Origin of the sequence: Limosilactobacillus ingluviei str. Autruche 4, assembly GCF_000312405.1 — a bacterium.
Taxonomy (GTDB): domain Bacteria; phylum Bacillota; class Bacilli; order Lactobacillales; family Lactobacillaceae; genus Limosilactobacillus; species Limosilactobacillus ingluviei.
The window spans coordinates 119,304-136,904 of sequence record NZ_HE997173.1; the positions used below are offsets into that span (position 1 = coordinate 119,304).

The 17,601-nt window shown below is 52.5% G+C and carries 12 protein-coding genes and 1 pseudogene; 12 read left to right on the top strand and 1 reads right to left on the bottom strand.

Going from position 1 to position 17,601, the window contains the following annotated elements; translation table 11 throughout:
• Window positions 1-6: 6 nt before the first annotated feature.
• Window positions 7-888 (top strand): glycosyltransferase family 2 protein, encoded by an 882-nt coding sequence (locus BN54_RS00675; protein WP_019205196.1) that lies wholly within the window; start codon window positions 7-9, stop codon window positions 886-888.
• A 39-nt stretch (window positions 889-927) separates the two neighbouring features.
• On the opposite strand, the gene BN54_RS00680 is transcribed toward BN54_RS00675, so the two are convergent.
• Complete coding sequence (locus BN54_RS00680) at window positions 928-3,048, bottom strand: glycosyltransferase (RefSeq protein WP_019205197.1); 2,121 nt, start codon at window positions 3,046-3,048, stop codon at window positions 928-930.
• Between the two features lie 260 nt (window positions 3,049-3,308).
• On the opposite strand from BN54_RS00680, the gene secY2 reads away from it, so the two are divergent.
• From secY2 to BN54_RS10450, 11 genes and pseudogenes are all read left to right on the top strand, one after another.
• Window positions 3,309-4,553: an accessory Sec system protein translocase subunit SecY2 gene (secY2, locus tag BN54_RS00685; protein ID WP_019205198.1), complete on the top strand. Its 1,245-nt coding sequence runs from the start codon at window positions 3,309-3,311 to the stop codon at window positions 4,551-4,553.
• A gap of 2 nt (window positions 4,554-4,555) precedes the next feature.
• A complete protein-coding gene (gene asp1, locus BN54_RS00690) occupies window positions 4,556-6,121 on the top strand; it encodes an accessory Sec system protein Asp1 (RefSeq protein ID WP_019205199.1) in 1,566 nt (521 codons plus the stop codon).
• 3 nt (window positions 6,122-6,124) lie between these two features.
• Window positions 6,125-7,753 carry an accessory Sec system protein Asp2 gene (gene asp2, locus BN54_RS00695; protein WP_019205200.1) on the top strand — a complete coding sequence of 543 codons (1,629 nt, stop codon included), beginning with the start codon at window positions 6,125-6,127 and terminating at the stop codon, window positions 7,751-7,753.
• Window positions 7,753-8,433, top strand: coding sequence for an accessory Sec system protein Asp3 (gene asp3 / locus BN54_RS00700; protein ID WP_019205201.1), 681 nt, complete (start codon window positions 7,753-7,755; stop codon window positions 8,431-8,433). The genes asp2 and asp3 overlap by 1 nt, the downstream gene beginning before the upstream one ends.
• Window positions 8,434-8,463: 30 nt before the next feature.
• Window positions 8,464-10,842, top strand: a complete 2,379-nt coding sequence (secA2, locus tag BN54_RS00705; RefSeq protein ID WP_019205202.1) for an accessory Sec system translocase SecA2 — start codon at window positions 8,464-8,466, stop codon at window positions 10,840-10,842.
• Between the two features lie 11 nt (window positions 10,843-10,853).
• Complete coding sequence (locus tag BN54_RS00710; RefSeq protein ID WP_019205203.1) at window positions 10,854-11,042, top strand: hypothetical protein; 189 nt, start codon at window positions 10,854-10,856, stop codon at window positions 11,040-11,042.
• A 129-nt stretch (window positions 11,043-11,171) separates the two neighbouring features.
• A complete protein-coding gene (gene gtfA, locus BN54_RS00715; protein WP_019205204.1) occupies window positions 11,172-12,680 on the top strand; it encodes an accessory Sec system glycosyltransferase GtfA in 1,509 nt (502 codons plus the stop codon).
• Window positions 12,673-14,019 (top strand): accessory Sec system glycosylation chaperone GtfB, encoded by a 1,347-nt coding sequence (gene gtfB / locus BN54_RS00720; protein ID WP_019205205.1) that lies wholly within the window; start codon window positions 12,673-12,675, stop codon window positions 14,017-14,019. The genes gtfA and gtfB overlap by 8 nt, the downstream gene beginning before the upstream one ends.
• Before the next feature lie 230 nt (window positions 14,020-14,249).
• Complete coding sequence (locus BN54_RS00725; RefSeq protein ID WP_019205206.1) at window positions 14,250-15,191, top strand: Rpn family recombination-promoting nuclease/putative transposase; 942 nt, start codon at window positions 14,250-14,252, stop codon at window positions 15,189-15,191.
• Window positions 15,191-15,394 (top strand): hypothetical protein, encoded by a 204-nt coding sequence (locus tag BN54_RS00730; RefSeq protein ID WP_019205207.1) that lies wholly within the window; start codon window positions 15,191-15,193, stop codon window positions 15,392-15,394. Before BN54_RS00725 ends, BN54_RS00730 begins: the two co-directional genes overlap by 1 nt.
• Window positions 15,395-15,920: 526 nt before the next feature.
• Window positions 15,921-17,601: pseudogene (locus BN54_RS10450) on the top strand (hypothetical protein); the annotation flags it as partial.

The following is a 17,601-nucleotide window of genomic DNA, read 5'->3' on the forward strand; positions in this document are numbered from 1 at the left end:
CAGTAAATGCCAACCCAACCATTAATCAGCGTAATTGTACCGGTCTTTAATGTCGCTGCAAACATCGCGCAGTGCCTCAAATCATTATTGGCCCAAACGTATGCTAATTTAGAGATCATCATCGTCAATGACGCTTCCTACGATCGGACGGGACAAATCTGCCGGCAGTTTCAAGCACGTGATCAGCGAGTGAAGGTCTTCAACCAAGCGACCCAACAAGGGGTGGCAGTTGCCCGGAACCGTGGGTTGGCGGTGGCCCAAGGCGAATACGTGACCTTTGTGGATGGAGATGATTTTGTTCGTCCCGCTTACTTGGCACATCTGTATCAACAAAGTCAAGTCCACCAAGCAGATTTGGTGATTGGCGGTTACTATGAATTAGATGAGCAGGCTGGCAAGTTCCTTTTTTACTATCCGGCCGGAGAGGTCCATGCCACGGTAACTCCCGCTGAGAAAGTTTTGCAACAAATTGGCAATAATCGGATCATGACGGTTTGGGGCAAACTTTACCGGCGAAATTTGTTTAATGAGGTGGCTTTTCCGGTTGGCCGGTTAGTCGAAGATATTTGCGTGGTGGTCAAACTCTATACTGCCGCTCGACGGATCGTGCGGTTGGACGAGAATTTGTACTGCAGCCGCCAACGCCAAGGGAGCACCACCCGTCGGCCATACTCTTTTCAGCAGTATCAAGATACCTTGGCCGCTCACTTTGAATTGGTGATGGATTACCTGGTAAATGGGTACGACCCGGCCCCTGCCTTTGACCGGTTGAAATACGTTTTGGATTACTACCAATGGTATATGCAACAGCAAGGTGTAACGGACAGTCCGATTTATCGGCAGGTCATGTACTACGCCAAGCGCATGAAAGCCCTTAAGGAAAAGTAAAGGAGAGCACCCCGCGGTGGCGGTTGCTCTCCTTTTTAACTAACGTTTAACTTTGACCCACAAATTATGGCGTAAGCACCGTTGCTTAACAGGGTGCTTGGAATCAAATTCAAGGGCGTCGGGCTGCAGGGCGGCTTGGGTGACCAGCACGCCGTTCCAGTCGGTAGGTCCCCAGTTGATGACGTCATTGACGTTGGGCAGCACCATAAAGCGACTTTGGTCGACCAACCACTTAGTCGCTTGAGCACAGACCAAGGCCGCCGCTTCTTTTTGTTGCAAGGCGACTAATTGGCTGAGGGCGGTCACCTTATCGAGGTAGTCCGGGGCTGCCAGACACAAGAGTAAGTCACTGGTCGCATGCTGGCGGGCCACTTGTTGACGTGCTAGGCGACTTGGGGCCTCATTCACCAGGATCGTGAGGTTGGGATTTTCTTTGGCCCAGCGGGTCAACGGGCTGGCCGGTGTCGGCGCAACGGGGGTAGTGACAATGATTTCCAGCGGTCCATAGTCTTGACTGAGCAAGCTTTCCAAGGTATGTTCGAGTAAATGATCATCCGGGTTGGCAGTGTCAACTAAGGCGGTCACCGCTGGCTGTTCCGCGTGGGCTAAAGCCTGCCAGGTCCGCCGGGTTGCCCGATAGCGCGCGGCCGCGGCCCGCTGTGAGGCGGGCAGATCAAAGTTGATTTTCCACGGTTTCCTCGGCCCTAGGTAGTGGAGCAAGGAAACGGCTTCAATTGCCCGTGGTTCAATATCGATAAATTTGGTAATGTAGTTGTGTTCCAAAGGTAGGAAGGCTACGGCGCCGTGGAAAAATAAGTTTAAAGCGTCTTGGTCCTCCAACACGTAAAACATAATCGTTTCAATTACGAACTGATAAAAGTAGAGGCTGATACTGTACTGCCGGAATAGATGTAAATCCATTAATAGGACCCCAGCGTTGAAGTATTGTTCTCCATCATTCGGCCCTAAGAGGCGGTAGCCCCACCAGTCTTCTTTGCGAGCGGGCCGCGGTTCAACCCCGATCCCGGGATCTTTTATTACCCCCAAGAAATTACCGGCGAGATCACTTTCCCACAGGGCGGTGAGGTCACTGGTAACCAGGGTATCAGCGTCGAGGTAGATCAGCCGTTCCACGTCGGGAAGCAGTTGGGGCAGGACCAGCCGGTAGAAGGTCGTAAGGTTGCCCTTATGTCCGTTTAAGGTAAACCGGCGCAATAAATCCCGGTCTACTGCGCGCAGGGGGGTTAAAATGACCCGAAAGTTGGAGAAGCGGTCGTTAAACCAGGTTAAGTCCGCCCGGGCCGCGGCAGGCAGATGATCGTAGACCACGTAGATGTCCGTTGGCCGGCTGGCGTGGGTGGCGATGGAGTAAAGCAGGGTAGGAATGGTGGCGGCCACATTCTGGTCGATACAGATGGCGATACTGATGGTCGTCGGGACCGGCGCTTGATAGCCAGCGGCTTGGTTAGCAGCTACCAGCTGCGGGAGCTGGGAAAAGGTCAGCGGGTTTGGCCATTCAAATTCTGGGAGTTGATGGTCCGCTTGTAAGTGCCAAATGTAGGGGTGACGATCGGTATAAATGCCATGGCGGGCTTGCCGACACAGGCGCCGGATCAACGTTTGGCTGCTGGCTTCCCGGGGTAAAGTGGCCGTGGCTTGGGCAAAGAGGTGGCGGTCAATCAAACTACCGTCCACGACCCGCATGGCTACGCTGGCCCGGATCAAAAAATGGTAGTTATTATAAGTGATTAATTCTTCGCGTTGGCGCCACAGATTGGGGAACAAGTAGGTACTGCGCTGTTGGTCAAAGCGGACGAATTCGGGCATAATCAGGTCACAATCAAGCTGTTGGGCTAGGGCCACCAGCTCGCTTAGTGAATCGGGCTGATCTAATTGGTCGCGCGGATCAATGATCATGATCAAGTCGCTGGTCAGCTGGGTCTGGGCGAGGTGGCCGAGAGTTGGCAGCGTTACGTCGGGAACGGTCAGCTGTTGGAACCGGTCGTCAGTCGTCCACGGTTCCGGGAGCGTGGGGGCTTGACCGATTACATACGCCGTCCAGTGCGGATAATCTTGCTGGGCTAGGCTGGTGCAGCACGGCTTTAAATCAATGGTGGGATCCGTTACCGGAATCAGGAGTGCTAAGGTTGGTTCAGACATTATAAATTCCTCCGATGATTCTTTTTCTAATTATAGTGTGATCAGATGGTGAAAAGCAAGGATCAGATGAAACCGTTTGCGATTTAAGCCATTTTTTCCATAATGTTGCAATGACTTATCTACTGTTAAAATCCAATTGACATCCCCGAAAGCACCACTTAACATAGAAGAAAAGTACTGTTAAAACCGGGGCGAGGCAAGTCGTTGCGCCGGTGCTAAGCAGCGAAAATCGTTGAAAAATCGTGGGGAGGGGCCATGCCGTGCATACTTGGCAAAAATTTAAATTCAACCACCCGGTCTTTCATAAGGCCTGTTGGTCGGTGCTGATTGTCTTTATCTTTATCCTGGGGAAGTCGATTCCCCTGCCCTATACGGATGCCAAGTCGCTGGTAATTGAAAATGCGAGTCTGCACATTGCCAGCTTAGCGACCGGGGGGAATTTAATGCAACTTTCACTCTTTAGCCTCGGGATTTCGCCGTGGATGTCGGCGATGATTATCTCCAATTTGGTCACCCAGGGGCGAGGCTTTGGGATGGACCGCCTGTCAGAAAAACGCAAGGACTTAATTTCCAAGGAAATTACCCTCTTGCTGACGCTCATTCAAGGCTTTGTCCTGGTCAGCTCGATGCAATTGACCCAGCCGGGCTGGGAAGCCAAAGGGGCGGTCTTGCTTACTTTGACGGCCGGCACGATGCTGGTGATGTGGCTGTCGAATATGAATGCCTTGCTCGGGATCGGTGGTTTGACCCTGTTAGTGTTGGCTAATATCCTCCAAGCGGCGATGAAGACTGGGTTAGCTGGGATCATGGCCATCGCCAATCACTCGGCGTCCCGCTTGGCCTTGGTGGTCGCGGCTTTGGTCGTGATCATGGTCTTATTTGCCTACCTCAACGTTTTGGCGGACCGGGGGGAGTACCGCTTGCCCCTGGTGCGGCTGTTAATTGACAATACCTACGCCTCCCGGTCGTACTTACCGATTAAGCTGACCCCAGCCGGGGGGATGCCGATTATGTTTGCCATGTCGATGATTACATTGCCGACCTATTTTTGTTTGTTTATGCTGACCTTTTACCCGCAAAGTCACTGGTTGCAGTGGGGGGCGACGAACTTTGGCTTTACCAAGTTGCCGGGGATTGTTCTCTACATTACCCTTTTGTTTACCCTGTCTTTGGCCTTTGCTTTGGTCAATGTCAATGCAGAACAGCAAGCCAAGGCCTTTCAACGGTCCGGCGACTACCTGCTCGGCGTGCGGCCCGGTAAGGCGACCGAGCGGCGGATTAACCACATTGCCCTTCTTTTTGGGGTTGTCGGCGGCGTGTACAACGTCTTATTTGCCGGAATGCCAATGCTGATGATTGTCAGCCATCCGCACCAGCTGAGTATCTACATGTTACCAGGGTATGTGTTAATGATCGTTGGGTTTTCGATGGGGATGATCGACCAGATCAATATCCTTTCGATTCGCAAGCAGTACCGGCCATTATTTGATCACGAGGAGGCCTAAGGATGTACTATTTTTTACCCGCTTGGTACCGGGGCGACCAATCTTGGAATAGTCGCGAACAAGTCTGGTTTCGCCAGTCCCAGCACGGCTTTGATGATACGATTAACCAAGTCCGGATGTTCACCCGCAGTGGTCAGCCCAGTGCCTTACTGGTGCCGGTCTATTTTCCGAACCTCCGGCACTTTGCCTACCAGCAGGGGATCTATGAAGTGCCGCGCTTAGCGGTCTTTGATTACTTACAGGGGATTCCGGCTGATTTACCGGTCGTCAACCTCGATTACCACGACTTTGCCTGGCCGGCGGATGCCAATTACGTCTACAATCCCTTTACCGTCACCGTTTTTAGTCAAGGCCAACGCTACGCCCAGCTTTCGATGGGGCCGGAAGGGAACCTGATCGTGATGGACCTCTTTAAAAACGACCAACGGTACCGCCAATTAGACTTTGACGACCGGGGGTTTGTTTCGCGGGTCAGTGAGTATAACGAACAGCAACAACTGGTGCGCCAGGCCTACCTCGATCACCTGGGCAACGAACAGTTTTATGTGGCCGCCGATGGGCAGGTCCACATCGTCGGTGGGGCCCACCTGGCCCGCCACCAGGGGATTTACCCCGACTTACGTAGCTTGATTACCGAGCAGTTCACCCAGTTTGTCCAAGAACAAATCCAGCCGGCAGATCTGGTGGTCGCCGCCGCCGATCCCTTCCACGACCAGATGCTAGGCCAGGTGATTCCCAACGATCAGTTGGTCATGTCTTACTTTGGCGACCGGGCTGAACTGACGGAGCCAGCGGAAGCGGCCCTGGCCCAGCAAGCGGTGCTGACGATTGCCGACTCCAATTATAACCAAAAGCGTTTGGAAGCAAGTGGCGCCAAGGTCTTGCAGCTGCCGCCACTGGATACCCGGCTTAGTCTGGGGATCAGTAACCAAGAGCGTTTGTTAAAGATCATGCTCTTGATTGATGGCCTTTCGGCGGCGGCCTTGCGGGTGGTCTTGGAGATCATTATGAAAACGATGAATGAAAATGAATTGATCGACTTGACCTTGCTGACCTTCCGCGGGGGGCAGCGCCAAGCAGAAATTGAAGCCCTGGTGGCCGAGCTGGATGAGCGCTTGGCTTTGACGGATCAGTACACCTTTAATCAGGTGGAAGCGGCTGCCGCGGAAAACCAGTTGGCCGACGACCTGGATGCCGCGCGGGAAAATGCGCGGAAACGGGATATTCACTTTGTCACGGTCAGTGCAGAACCGCAACTGATCCAAGCCATCCACACCACCCGGCTGTTGATCGACTTATCGCCGCACCCGGATGTCTTCTTGCAAATTGCGGGAATCAGTGCCGGGATTCCGGAAATTTTGCGGGCGGAATCGTTGTACGTGGAAGACGGCAAGAACGGTCGCTTATTGCAAAACGTCACCACTGATTTGGCCCCGGCGATTCACTTTTACTTAGACGGGCTGAAAAATTGGAATACCGCCCTGGTTCACGCGGCCAATAAGATTGCTGATTACACCAGCGGGCGGATCGTCAAGCGGCTGCAAGCCGCGATTAAAGAGGCGAGGTAAACCATGGAACACTATTTATTAATTGGGCCGACCGATTTAACGGCCACATTGGCACCGGATAAGGAGCACCAGTGGCACTACGCCGCGCCGGGGGAAGTGGCGGCCCTGCTGGCTAAGTTGGCGCCCAAGCCGAAGTTAAAGTCCAAGGCAGCTGCTTCCCAACCGGCCCAGCCAGCGCCCAAACCCAAGGCCAAGTCGCAACCACCGCTGCGCAGCTTTATGGGGGCGTACTTTGCAGCCTGTCCGACCGATGCCGATTTACGGGTCCTGTATCGGTTTGTGGACAGCTACCGGGTAACCTGTGCGCCCAGTGTCCTGGCGGATGCGACCAGCCCCCTGGCCCAGGCTTACTTTAAGGGGAAGGTGGTCCGGCCCCTCCCGCTTACGGAATGGCCAGCCATCGTCAACTGGTTGCAAACCCGGCTCTTTGACCACCAGGGGGGTGGGAAGATTGACCCCTCGATGTTTGAGGTCGCCCCGGGCTACCGGGGCAGCCTGGAATTTAACGGCTTTTTGGCCGTCGAATTAAGCGGGGACTTTGGGGCCGACTTTCAACCGGTCGGGACCTACCGGTGGGGAGCCTATATCGATCCCCATAAGTTATTGAAGATTTGGCCGGAATATTCCCATAGCGCTGGGGTTGAACTGCGAATGGTCGTTTACGAGGCGCCCCCGGGCAATGCCTACGACTTTTCCAAGCGGCTGGTCTTTGATGAAGCCCAAATGGTAGATCAGGTGCCCATTCATGACACCCTGGCCGCAGGGAACCTTTGTGTGACCTTTGAAGCCAAGGGCCAGGGCTGGCTGTCGCTGGGCAACGTCCACTTCCGCTGGTCGCGGTATGAAATGGGCGAATTTCTGCCGGGCGGGGGTCGGATTGTCGATCACGACCGCCGCGAAGTCAATTATTACTTCAGCCCGGCCGACTTAAAGCCACCGCTGAACGTCTACTTTTCCGGGTACCGGATGGCCGAAGGGTTTGAAGCCTATTACATGATGCGTTCCTTTGGGGCGCCCTTCTTGCTCTTTGCGGATCCGCGGATTGAAGGGACCGGTTTTTACCTCGGCAGCCCCGAATTTGAGGCCCAGATCAAAGACCGGATCTTGCAGTGCTTAAAGGCCCTCGGCTTTAATCGCCACCAGCTGAATATGTCGGGACTTTCGGCCGGGACGTTTGGCGCTATGTATTACGGCAGCCAGCTCGGTGCCCACAGCATTATTGTTGGGAAGCCCCTGGCTAACCTGGGCGATGTCGCCCAACGGGAACAGTCGGTCCGCTACGGGACCTTCCCGACGTCCTTGGATGTGATTAACCTCCATACTACCCGTGCCGTACAAAAGGCGGGACGCAAGGCAATGGTGAAAGCCCTCAACGCCCGTTTTTGGGAGACCTTTGATCAGACCGATCTGGATGCGACGGCCCTGATGCTGACCTACATGCGCCAAGACGACTATGATGATAAGACCTATCATGATCTGTTGGTCCACTTGGCGCAGACGGGCAAGCACCCCTACGTGATTGGGCGGGGGCTGGACGGTCACCACAATGACGGGTTAAATGAAACGGCTACCTGGCTTAAAAAGCAATTTTGGACCGTGATGGAGCGCGATTTTGACCGGAGGAAACGATAATGGACAGTATTTACATTAAATCGCCTGCGGATCTGTATTACCGGGGGATGCCCGGCGAGATTCGCGATGGGGTGTACCGCTCGTCTAAGTATTACGGCAGTTCCGGGCAGTCGGCTACCCATGCTTACCTGCACGGCACGCGGCTTAAATTTTTGGCCCGGGATCACGTCGAAATTCGCAATCCCTTTTTACCGACTGGATCGACCATTTATCACTGGGACGAGATGTTTAATTTTTCGACGGCCCATGCCGTTCCCCAGCTGCCCTTACTGGCTCATAATCACCACTACCAATTGCACTTGGTGGCGGAAAGTAATTACGAAGCCGGGCTGTATTTGCGGGTCTTGATGTTTGACTACGAGAGCAAGCTGGTCAAAATGCAGATAATTCGCCAAGCCACGGGGATTTTTACCTTTGTGCCGGAGGCCTACTTTTACGCGATTGAATTGGTCAGTGCGGGCTGTACGGAAGTCATTTTTCACCGCTTGGATCTGACTGACGTGACCGCTGAAGTTCAACCCCAAGTGGAGGCCGCCGCCCAACTGGCTGAAGATGATGACGCTGAAGATGTGGTCGTTAATGAAGATTTGCACGCCAACGTCAACTACCAACAGCTCCTGGTGCGCAATGCTAACCACCAGGAACAACGGCTGGCGATTATTAATCAGTACTTGGATTAAGCAAGCGATGGAAGAAAAGAGGCAAGCAAGATGAAAAAGCCATCATTAAACCGGGCCCGGGTCAAGAAGCTGCGCCGGATTACCAACCAAATTAATAAATTGGCGTCGCAGATGGCGGCCTTAAGTGATGGCCAGCTCAAGGATTATACCCGCAAGTTTCGCCAGCGCTTACAGGACGGTGAATCCCTCGACAGTTTGCTGGTCGAAGCCTTTGCGGTGGTCCGCGAGGCCGACCGGCGGGTATTGGGGATGTTTCCCTACGATGTGCAAGTCATGGGCGGGATCGCTCTGTACCAAGGCAATATTGTCGAGATGAAGACCGGGGAAGGTAAGACCCTGACGGCGACGATGCCCCTGTATCTAAACGGTCTGAGCGGGGACGGGGCAATGCTGGTTACCCCGAATGAATACCTGGCGTACCGGGATGGGACCGAAATGGGCCAGGTCTACGAGTGGCTGGGGCTGACCTGTCGGGTCGGCTTTGCTGCGCCGGGGGCTAAGGAATTTACCACTAAGGATAAGCGGGCAGCCTACGGGGCGGACATTACCTACACTACTAATGCGGCCTTAGGGTTTGACTACCTGTTTGATAATTTGGCTACCAACGTCAAAAATAAGTTCATGCGCGATTTTAACTACGCGATTGTCGATGAGGCCGATGCCGTCCTCTTGGATAGTGCGGTGATGCCTTTGGTGATTTCCGGTTCGCCCCGGGTCCAATCGACCTGGCTGGGGGTGGCGGATGAATTTATTTACACCCTCAAGCAGGATGAAGAATATAAGTATGATAAGGAAGACCACGCTGTTTGGTTTACGGATTCCGGGCATAATGTGATGAGTCGCTATTTTGCGGTCAAAGACCCCTTTAACGGCCACCACACCGAACTCTTGCGGGCGACCAACTTGGCCTTAAAGGCCCACCGGTTGTTTGAGAGGGATAAGGATTACGTGGTGGATCAAGACAATCAGGTTGAACTATTGGATACTGCTAACGGCCGGGTGATGGAAGGCATGAAGCTGCAGGCTGGTCAGCACCAGGCGATCGAAATGAAAGAGCAAGCCGAAATCTCCCCGGATACCCGGACCTTGGCCTCGATCACCTACCAAAATCTTTTCCGGAAGTTTAAGAAGCTTTCGGGGATGACCGGGACGGGGAAGGTCGCCGAAAAGGAATTTATTGAGACCTACTACGACCGGGTGATTCAGATTCCGACCAACCGGCCCGTTGCCCGGGTGGATTTGCCCGATAAGGTCTATACCACCCTGCCGGAAAAGCTGATGGCTTCCTTGCAAGAGGTCTTACGCTTACACAAAATTGGGCGGCCAATTCTTTTGGTGACGGCCAACGTGGAAGTTTCAGAAATTTATTCGGAATTGCTGTTGCAACAAAAAATTCCGCACAGTGTCTTAAACGCCAAAAATGCGGCCAAGGAAGCCGCGATCATTGCCGAAGCTGGCCAAAAGGGGGCGGTGACGGTCGCAACGACGATGGCTGGGCGGGGGACTGACATTAAACTCGGCCCCGGCGTCAAAGAACTCGGTGGCCTGGCGGTAATCGGGACCGAAAAAATGGCCAGCAAGCGGATTGACCAGCAACTCCAGGGCCGGGCCGGGCGGCAAGGGGACCCCGGGACCAGTCAGTTCTATGTCTCCTTGGAAGATCATGTTGTGATCAAGCACGGGGCCCGCTGGTTGCAGAAATACTACAAGAAACGCCGCCGGCAAATGGATCCCGCCCATCCCAAGGAAATTACGACCGCTAAATTCCGCCGGGCGATTGCCCAAGCCCAAGAGGCCAGTGACAGTGCGGACCGCCAACAGCGCCGGAAATCGCTGGAAATGGACGAAAGTGCCCAGATCCAACGCCAATTGATTATTGGGGAACGGAACCGCTTGTTGTACGGCGAAAAAGTCGACCTGGATCTGCCGGCCATTTTACGGGCTGAATTTACCCGGTTCTTTACCACCCACCCGCAGTTGACGGTGGATCAGCTGGTCCGCTACATTTTAGATAACGTAACCTACCAATATTTTGACCGTCCGACGACGTTAGCGTTGACGGACCAAGCGACGGTCGTCAATTATTTGATGAAGATTGCCCAAGCAGAATTGGCCCGCAAGCAGGCCAGTTTTGCCAATGCGGAAGAAGAAAATGACTTTTATCGAATTGTCGTCCTCAAGGCGATTGATGAATGCTGGGTTGAAGAAATCGACGGGCTGACGCAGCTGCAAACGATCGTCGCCAGCCGCTCAACGGCCCAGCGCAATCCTTTGTATGAGTATCACAAGGAAGCCTTGCGCTCATATAATGCGATGCGCCACGACTTGTACCACCGGATTACGCGCCACTTATTAATGAGTACGATTGATATCAACAAAAAGGGTGAAAAACAGATTTACTTTGTCTAGGGGGAAAGTACATGAACGAGCACAATAAGCATGATGATCCACTGGCGAGCGACATTGCGAACCGGTTGGCCAAGGAGCAATTCAAACCCACCAAAAAGAAAAAGGAAAAATCCTTTAACCTCCAGCAAAAATTGATGTTTTTAATTGCTTTATCGATCATTATGGGGGTTATTATTTCCTTGATGAGTGTCTTGCGGTAATCTTGGTCAGCGGCGATTGGGGAGATTTTTCGGTGCTAGGCGTTTGCGTGCGGCCACTTCCGTTGTATAATCAAAAATAAATCGATCGTGAAAACCGTTTCAGATCAAGTAGTGAAATGAGGAGTTATGATGACTGTTTATAATTTTAACCAAGGGATCGGCTGGGCCAGCAGCGGGGTCGAATACGCCCAGGCTTACCGGGCCCAAGTCTTCCATCACTTAGGGGTGGAGGCAAAGTTTATCTTTACCGACTTTATTTCGGCCCAAAACATTGAGCACTATACCGCCAACCTGGGCTTTAAAGATGAGGAAGTCATCTGGCTCTACCAAGCCTTTAGTGATTTTAAAATTGCGCCGACGACCTACACCTTGGCGGATTTGACCGCGACCTTTGCGGACCAACCAACGAAAGTGGAACGCCAAGGCGACGTGGTGACGTACATCTTTAATGATCAATACTACGTGCGGGCCATTTTGCGGCGCGCTGGCAGCGAGCAAGTCTTGCGGGCCGAATACGTGCGCAGTGGTAACCTCTTTCACCGGGATTTCTTTAGCTACGGCCGCTACATGAGTGAATACTACGCCCCGGTTGATGGCAAGGCCAAGCTGATGGTGCGCCGCTTCTTTAATGAGGACGGCTCCGTGGCGATGGAAGAATTGCCGACTGGTGATAACGCGACTTTCCGCCTGCCGGGTCAACTGTTATTGTCCAAGGAAGAATTGATCACCGCCTTTTTGGAACGGTTGGCCTTGCGAAAGGGGGACGTGATCATCGTTGACCGGGGGACCGGAATGGCTCAACAAATCTTAGCCCACAAGGGGCCAGCTAAGGTCGGCAGCGTCGTGCACGCTGAGCACTTTAGTGTCAATAACACCAATGATGATCATATCTTGTGGAACAACTACTACGAGTACGCCTTCCAGCATCACCGTGACATTGACTTTTACATCACTTCTACTCAAGTCCAGACAGAGCTGTTAGCGGCCCAATTTGCTAAGTACAACCAGGCCCACCCGCAAATCTTTACGATTCCGGTCGGCAGTCTGCTGGAATTAAAGTACCCAACCACGCCGCGGCGGCCGTTTAGCCTGATCACGGCTTCGCGCTTGGCCGGGGAAAAGCACCTCGATTGGGTAGTCCAAGCCGTGATGGCCGCCAAGGCCCAATTCCCGCAATTGACCCTGGATATTTACGGGGAAGGGGGCGAACGGGCCAAGTTGCAACAGCTGATTAAGGACGGGCAAGCGGAAGATTATATCCACTTAAAGGGGCACCAGAACTTAACGGATGTTTACCAAGGCTACCAAGCCTACATTTCGGCTTCCACCAGTGAGGGCTTTGGGCTGACCTTGCTTGAAGCCGTGGGTTCCGGACTGGCGATGATTGGCTTTGACGTCCGTTACGGGAACCAGACCTTTATTCGCAACGACGAAAATGGTTATTTGATTCCGTACGAAATCGGGGAAACGGGCGAGCAAGCGATCCATGCGCTGACGACGACGCTGGTGGCCCTGTTTGCCAAATTAGACTTAGAACGGGCGGAACAAGTATCCTATGACCTGGCGGCGGACTACTTGGAACCAGAAATTGAGGCTAAGTGGGCCCAATTGTTGAAAGAGGTGCAAGCGGATGATTAATTTATTTGATTTCTACACGGTCGAAAGCAAAGACCTGCAATTTTCCCAGTTGGTGGCCGGCCAAAAGTACCCGACGGTCGTCTTGCACGACGATGGTTTCTTGCCTGACGATGTGACTTCCCCGCTGAAGTACTACTTGCAGCTGGCCGGGGAAGAATTGGTTGGCAAACCGCGCTACTTTAACCAGATTGATCTGCCGCGCTACTGGGCGATTGAGGCTAACGGCAGCGGCGGTAAGCTGATGGATATGGGGATCCAACGGGGGCGGATTACCTTTGCCACGACCGATAACTCCCGACCGGTCAAGACGGTGGAATGGTTTGACCGCAACGGCCGGGTCCGGGTGGTTGATCACTACAACCAATGGGGCTTTAAGCACGCGGTGACGGATTATGATGAAGCCGGCCACCCGACGCTGACCACCTACCTGACCCGGGCCGGTCAAGAAATTGTCGTCTCCAACCACCTGACCGGCCAACTGGTCTACTACCAACCTAACGGCCAGCCGCGCTTCTTTAACAACCAAACCGAGATCATTGCTTACTACCTGCAGCAAGCGGACCTGGATATTCGCCAAATCAACTTTAACTCCCTGTCCACGCCACTGTTTGTCGTCCAAAAGCTGGGGGCAGCCGTTAAGTACCCGCGCCTCTTCTGGCAAGAACCGCTCCAAGATGCGATTCCGGGCAACATGCAGTTTATCTTAAACGGCAACCTCGGACCGAATGCCGAAATTGTCGTCCAGACCAAGGCCGCGTATGACAACTTGCGCCGTTTGGTAGCCGACCAGCCGCAGCAACAAGTCCAGCTGAGCTACCTCGGCTACGCTTATCCGTTCCAACGACTCAACAAAGAACGCAAGGAAATCTTGATCCTGACTAATTCTGATCAGCTGGTGGAAATTGAAAGTCTGATCAAGGGTTTGCCGGACTTCCACTTCGCGATCGCGGCGGTGACGGAAATGTCCAGTAAGCTGATGAGTTTGGACCACTACGCCAACGTTGACCTCTACCCAACCGTCGCAACCAAGACGGTGCGGGAACTGGTGGCGCAAGCCGACGTCTATTTGGATATCAACCGCGGCAACGAAATCCTCGATGCCGTGCGGGGCGCCTTTGAAAACAACATGTTGATCATGGGCTTTGAAGAAACCCTGCACGCGCCGCGCTACGTGGCCCCGGTCAACCGTTACCAACCAGCACAAGTCGACCAAATGGTGGCGGACTTGCAAGCGGTCTTTGCCCCGGGCGACCAACTGGAAAACCGGCTCCAGGCCCAATGGCAAGCGGCCGACCGGGTGGTCCCGGACGTCTACCGCGACTTCTTTGCAAAGCATTAATTCAAGGGCACGCTTTTCGCTGGGAAAGCGTGTTTTTCTTTTGTGAAAATTTGCTGGGCGGACGGCTGGATGAGCGTGGCTAAGGCCCCCTAAAAAAAGTTTGTGAAATAAAATTAAAAATTGCCCCGTTTCGCGTATATATAATTAGGGAGAAAGCTCCCGAGTAAAAGTGGCACGCCCGGCTCGCCGGCAGGCAGTGGGGATGCTACAATAAGAATAGGAGCGATGAGATGGCGCAAGAGTATTTTGATTTCACCAACGATTTGATTTTCCGCTGGGTGATGGAGCACGAGGAGAATTGTTTGGCGATTCTGCGGGCAATCTTACCGGAGCTCAAGATCACGGCGGTCAAACGGCGGGAGAACGAGCATCCGGTCAACTACCTGGCCTTTGATGATGAGCGCGGCGTCCGCTTTGATGCGATCATTGAGGACGACCAGGAACGGTTTTACGACGTGGAAATGCAAGTCGCGAACCAACCGGGGCTGGGCAAGCGGGTTCGCTACTACCAGGCGCAGATTGACCAAGAGACGCTGAAGAAGGGCGAAGATTACGATGACCTGCGGGAAAGCTACGTCATCTTCTTTTGCGCTTTTGATCCCTGCGGGCAGGACCGGCGGTTGTACCAGTTTCACTACTACGAGGATGACGACCGGCAGTTGCGCCTGCCGACCAACTCGCACGTGATTCTGATCAATGCCTTGGGCACCAAAGATCAGATCACTCCAGAGTTGGCAGCGGTCCTGGACGTCATGAACCGCCGGCGCGATAACACCAACCCGTTGGCGGTCAGGTTGGTGAAGGAAATCGATGACTATAATCGGGATAAGAAACGGAGGCGCGCACTGATGAATTTAAAAATGCGACTGAAGGATGAATGGCGACTGGGGTTAAGCGAAGGCTTTGATCAAGGGCGAGCGGAAGGAAAAGCAGAAGGTCTTAGTCAAGGAAGAGCGGAAGGAAAAGCAGAAGGCCTTAATCAAGGAAGAGCGGAAGGCCGCGATGAAATGCAAGATGAGATGACGCTTGGCTTGATTCATGCCCTCCAAGCCCAAGGGATGCCGCAAAAGCAAATTGTGGAAGCCCTGGCCCTAACCCGGAAAATCTCATTAGCAGAAGCCCAACATTACTATGAGCAAGTGGCGCAAGCTGATAGCGGAGGCGCGCACTGATGAATTTAAAAATGCGACTGAAGGATGAATGGAAACTTGGATTGAGTGAAGGCCGCGCAGAAGGTCGCGATGAAATGACACTGGGCTTGATTCATGCCCTCCAAGCCCAAGGGATGCCACAAAAACAAATCGTAGAAGCCCTGGCCTTAGCCCGGAAAATTTCATTAGCAGAAGCTCAACTTTACTATGAGCAGTTGACTTAAACTGACAAGGAAGTGGTGCAATAATACGACTCCAGACGCACTAAATCCGCATGGCTTTATAAACCAATCTTAATTTAATCGCAAGCCATCACTTACTGAACGCTTTACGGCGTTTGGTTAAGTGGTGGCTTTTTAGCTGGAATTAGGTCCCAGACTTTGCTCAGTTGTTCATTAATTCTTTGAATCAATTCGAAAAAAGCGATAGCGTTTACTAATCTTATGTTAAAATAAAAGTGTAAACAACAATGTTTTTCGATCGATAAATTATACATCGATAAACAACTATTTTTATTTTAATTAAAAATGGAACCGCTTTAGATTTTGCTTTAAAAGCAATGAACCTGAGGAAATTAAAGCAACAAGGTCCAGAATTGCCGAAAGTGGATCGTTGATTTGAACTTACCAAAAACAACGGTCCTTCTTTTTAAATCAAACTTGCGACAATTTCGGCCGCTTACTGCACGAGAAAGAGAAATGATTGACTGGTAGGACTTAAACCAGCTGGCAGTGAAAGGGCGTGGAGAAATTGAAGAAGCAACCAACATCAACCGGGATGGAGCAAGCCACCACCCGCGGCAAATTGTATCAAACTGGCAAAGCAAAGGGCCAGAGCTTAGCGGCTCGGGTGGGTCTGACCAAACAGCAGCGCAACCAGCGGCCGTTGAAGGATAATGACAAACGGACCACTAGTATTTTTAAGGGGGTCTTAGCGGCCACGACCTTATTGGGGGCCGGGGCGATGATGGAAAAGGCGGCTTTTGCGGATACCCAAGCTGCAACCGTCACTTCCGCCATGCAAAGTGAAGTCTTGGCTGATGCACGCCAGGTTAATTTAACTTCGGCTTCTTTAACCAGCGATAGTACGTCGTATAGTGATCAGCTCACCGATTCGACGTCTTTTAGTGCTTCCAACAGTTCTTCAATCAGCGAATCAATTGCAAAATCGACCAGTTCAATTTCACCGTTAAACAGTCCATCAGACCAACCGGAACAATCAGCGGTTTCGGCCGCTTCCACAGTACCGGCGCCAACTTCGGGCTCGTCAGCTGAAACCAAGGTGGCCGACCCAGTAACGGAAGATGATTTGACACTGGTCTCGGCCCCGTTGACGGACGTTTTGGCAACGAATATTGTGCAGCCGGGCTTAACGGTCCCATTTTTGAATTTAATGGAGGACAGCCCTGCCTACTTCACGACCAATTTAATGGAGATGCCAACGGTTGCTACGACGACGGAAACCGAAGCGATGACAACTGATGCCTCGATCATCACCCTGCACTATGTGACGAATGATCTGACAGACCCGATTTACGCCCTTGAAGCGGTATACTCCCCAAAGGAACAGACGATCACATGGACCTTGGTTATGCAGTCGCAAGGGTCGAGTTACGGCAATTACGTGCACTTCTACATTAATATTAATGATCCGAAAGGGACGGTCTTGGCTAATTTGCGAGATTACGAAGCGTCAATTGCGCCCCATCAAGGCGATAAAGCGCAGCCGATTGGCTTGGTACCATCCACGCAAGATCCAAACCCTATTCATGATTGGCCGGGTGGGGTTAATTTAGTGACGGTTGAAAATGATGACGGGATTTACCTGTATAAAGGTGGGATGGCCGTGCTGAGCTTTACCACCGATTTTACGGGTAAAAGTGTTGCTGATTTGAATCAGATTACGATGGATCTGAAGGTCTGGAGTACCTTCAATCAAAATAGTGCGGTCAATGGTAATAGCAATGAGGAAGAACTGCTGGTAAATGTGAACAAGCTGACTGATGGGGATAAGGAGCTGATCACGAGTGCTTCGGCCTCCGAATCCACGTCCTTAAGTCAGTCGTTGGTAGATTCAGTATCAGCCAGCGAATCTGCCTCAATCAGTGCTAGTGAAAGCACGGTTGCAAGTGTAAGCAATTCCGTGTCAGCACAGACTTCAGCTAGTCAAAGTGTGTCAATGAGTGCCAGTTTGGCAAGCCAGAGTGCTTCAACGAGTGCAAGCACCAGTGCATCGACATCAGTAAGCGAATCGCAGTCGTTATCGACGTCGTTAAGTACATCAGCGTCGACGAGTGCAAGCGAAAGTGCGTCGACATCAGTGAGTGAATCGCAGTCGTTATCGACGTCGTTAAGCACGTCAGCGTCAACAAGCGCGAGTGAAAGTGCGTCAACGTCAGTGAGTGAATCACAATCGTTATCGACGTCGTTGA

What these genes read in the sequence shown, in the direction of transcription:
- BN54_RS00675 (WP_019205196.1), top strand. Translation starts at nt 7, where the DNA reads ATGCCAACCCAACCATTAATCAGCGTAATTGTACCGGTCTTTAATGTC.
- BN54_RS00730 (WP_019205207.1), top strand. Translation starts at nt 15,191, where the DNA reads ATGAATTTAAAAATGCGACTGAAGGATGAATGGAAACTTGGATTGAGT.
- BN54_RS00725 (WP_019205206.1), top strand. Translation starts at nt 14,250, where the DNA reads ATGGCGCAAGAGTATTTTGATTTCACCAACGATTTGATTTTCCGCTGG.
- secA2 (WP_019205202.1), top strand. Translation starts at nt 8,464, where the DNA reads ATGAAAAAGCCATCATTAAACCGGGCCCGGGTCAAGAAGCTGCGCCGG.
- gtfB (WP_019205205.1), top strand. Translation starts at nt 12,673, where the DNA reads ATGATTAATTTATTTGATTTCTACACGGTCGAAAGCAAAGACCTGCAA.
- asp3 (WP_019205201.1), top strand. Translation starts at nt 7,753, where the DNA reads ATGGACAGTATTTACATTAAATCGCCTGCGGATCTGTATTACCGGGGG.
- BN54_RS00680 (WP_019205197.1), bottom strand. Translation starts at nt 3,048, where the DNA reads ATGTCTGAACCAACCTTAGCACTCCTGATTCCGGTAACGGATCCCACC.
- asp2 (WP_019205200.1), top strand. Translation starts at nt 6,125, where the DNA reads ATGGAACACTATTTATTAATTGGGCCGACCGATTTAACGGCCACATTG.
- asp1 (WP_019205199.1), top strand. Translation starts at nt 4,556, where the DNA reads ATGTACTATTTTTTACCCGCTTGGTACCGGGGCGACCAATCTTGGAAT.
- BN54_RS00710 (WP_019205203.1), top strand. Translation starts at nt 10,854, where the DNA reads ATGAACGAGCACAATAAGCATGATGATCCACTGGCGAGCGACATTGCG.
- gtfA (WP_019205204.1), top strand. Translation starts at nt 11,172, where the DNA reads ATGACTGTTTATAATTTTAACCAAGGGATCGGCTGGGCCAGCAGCGGG.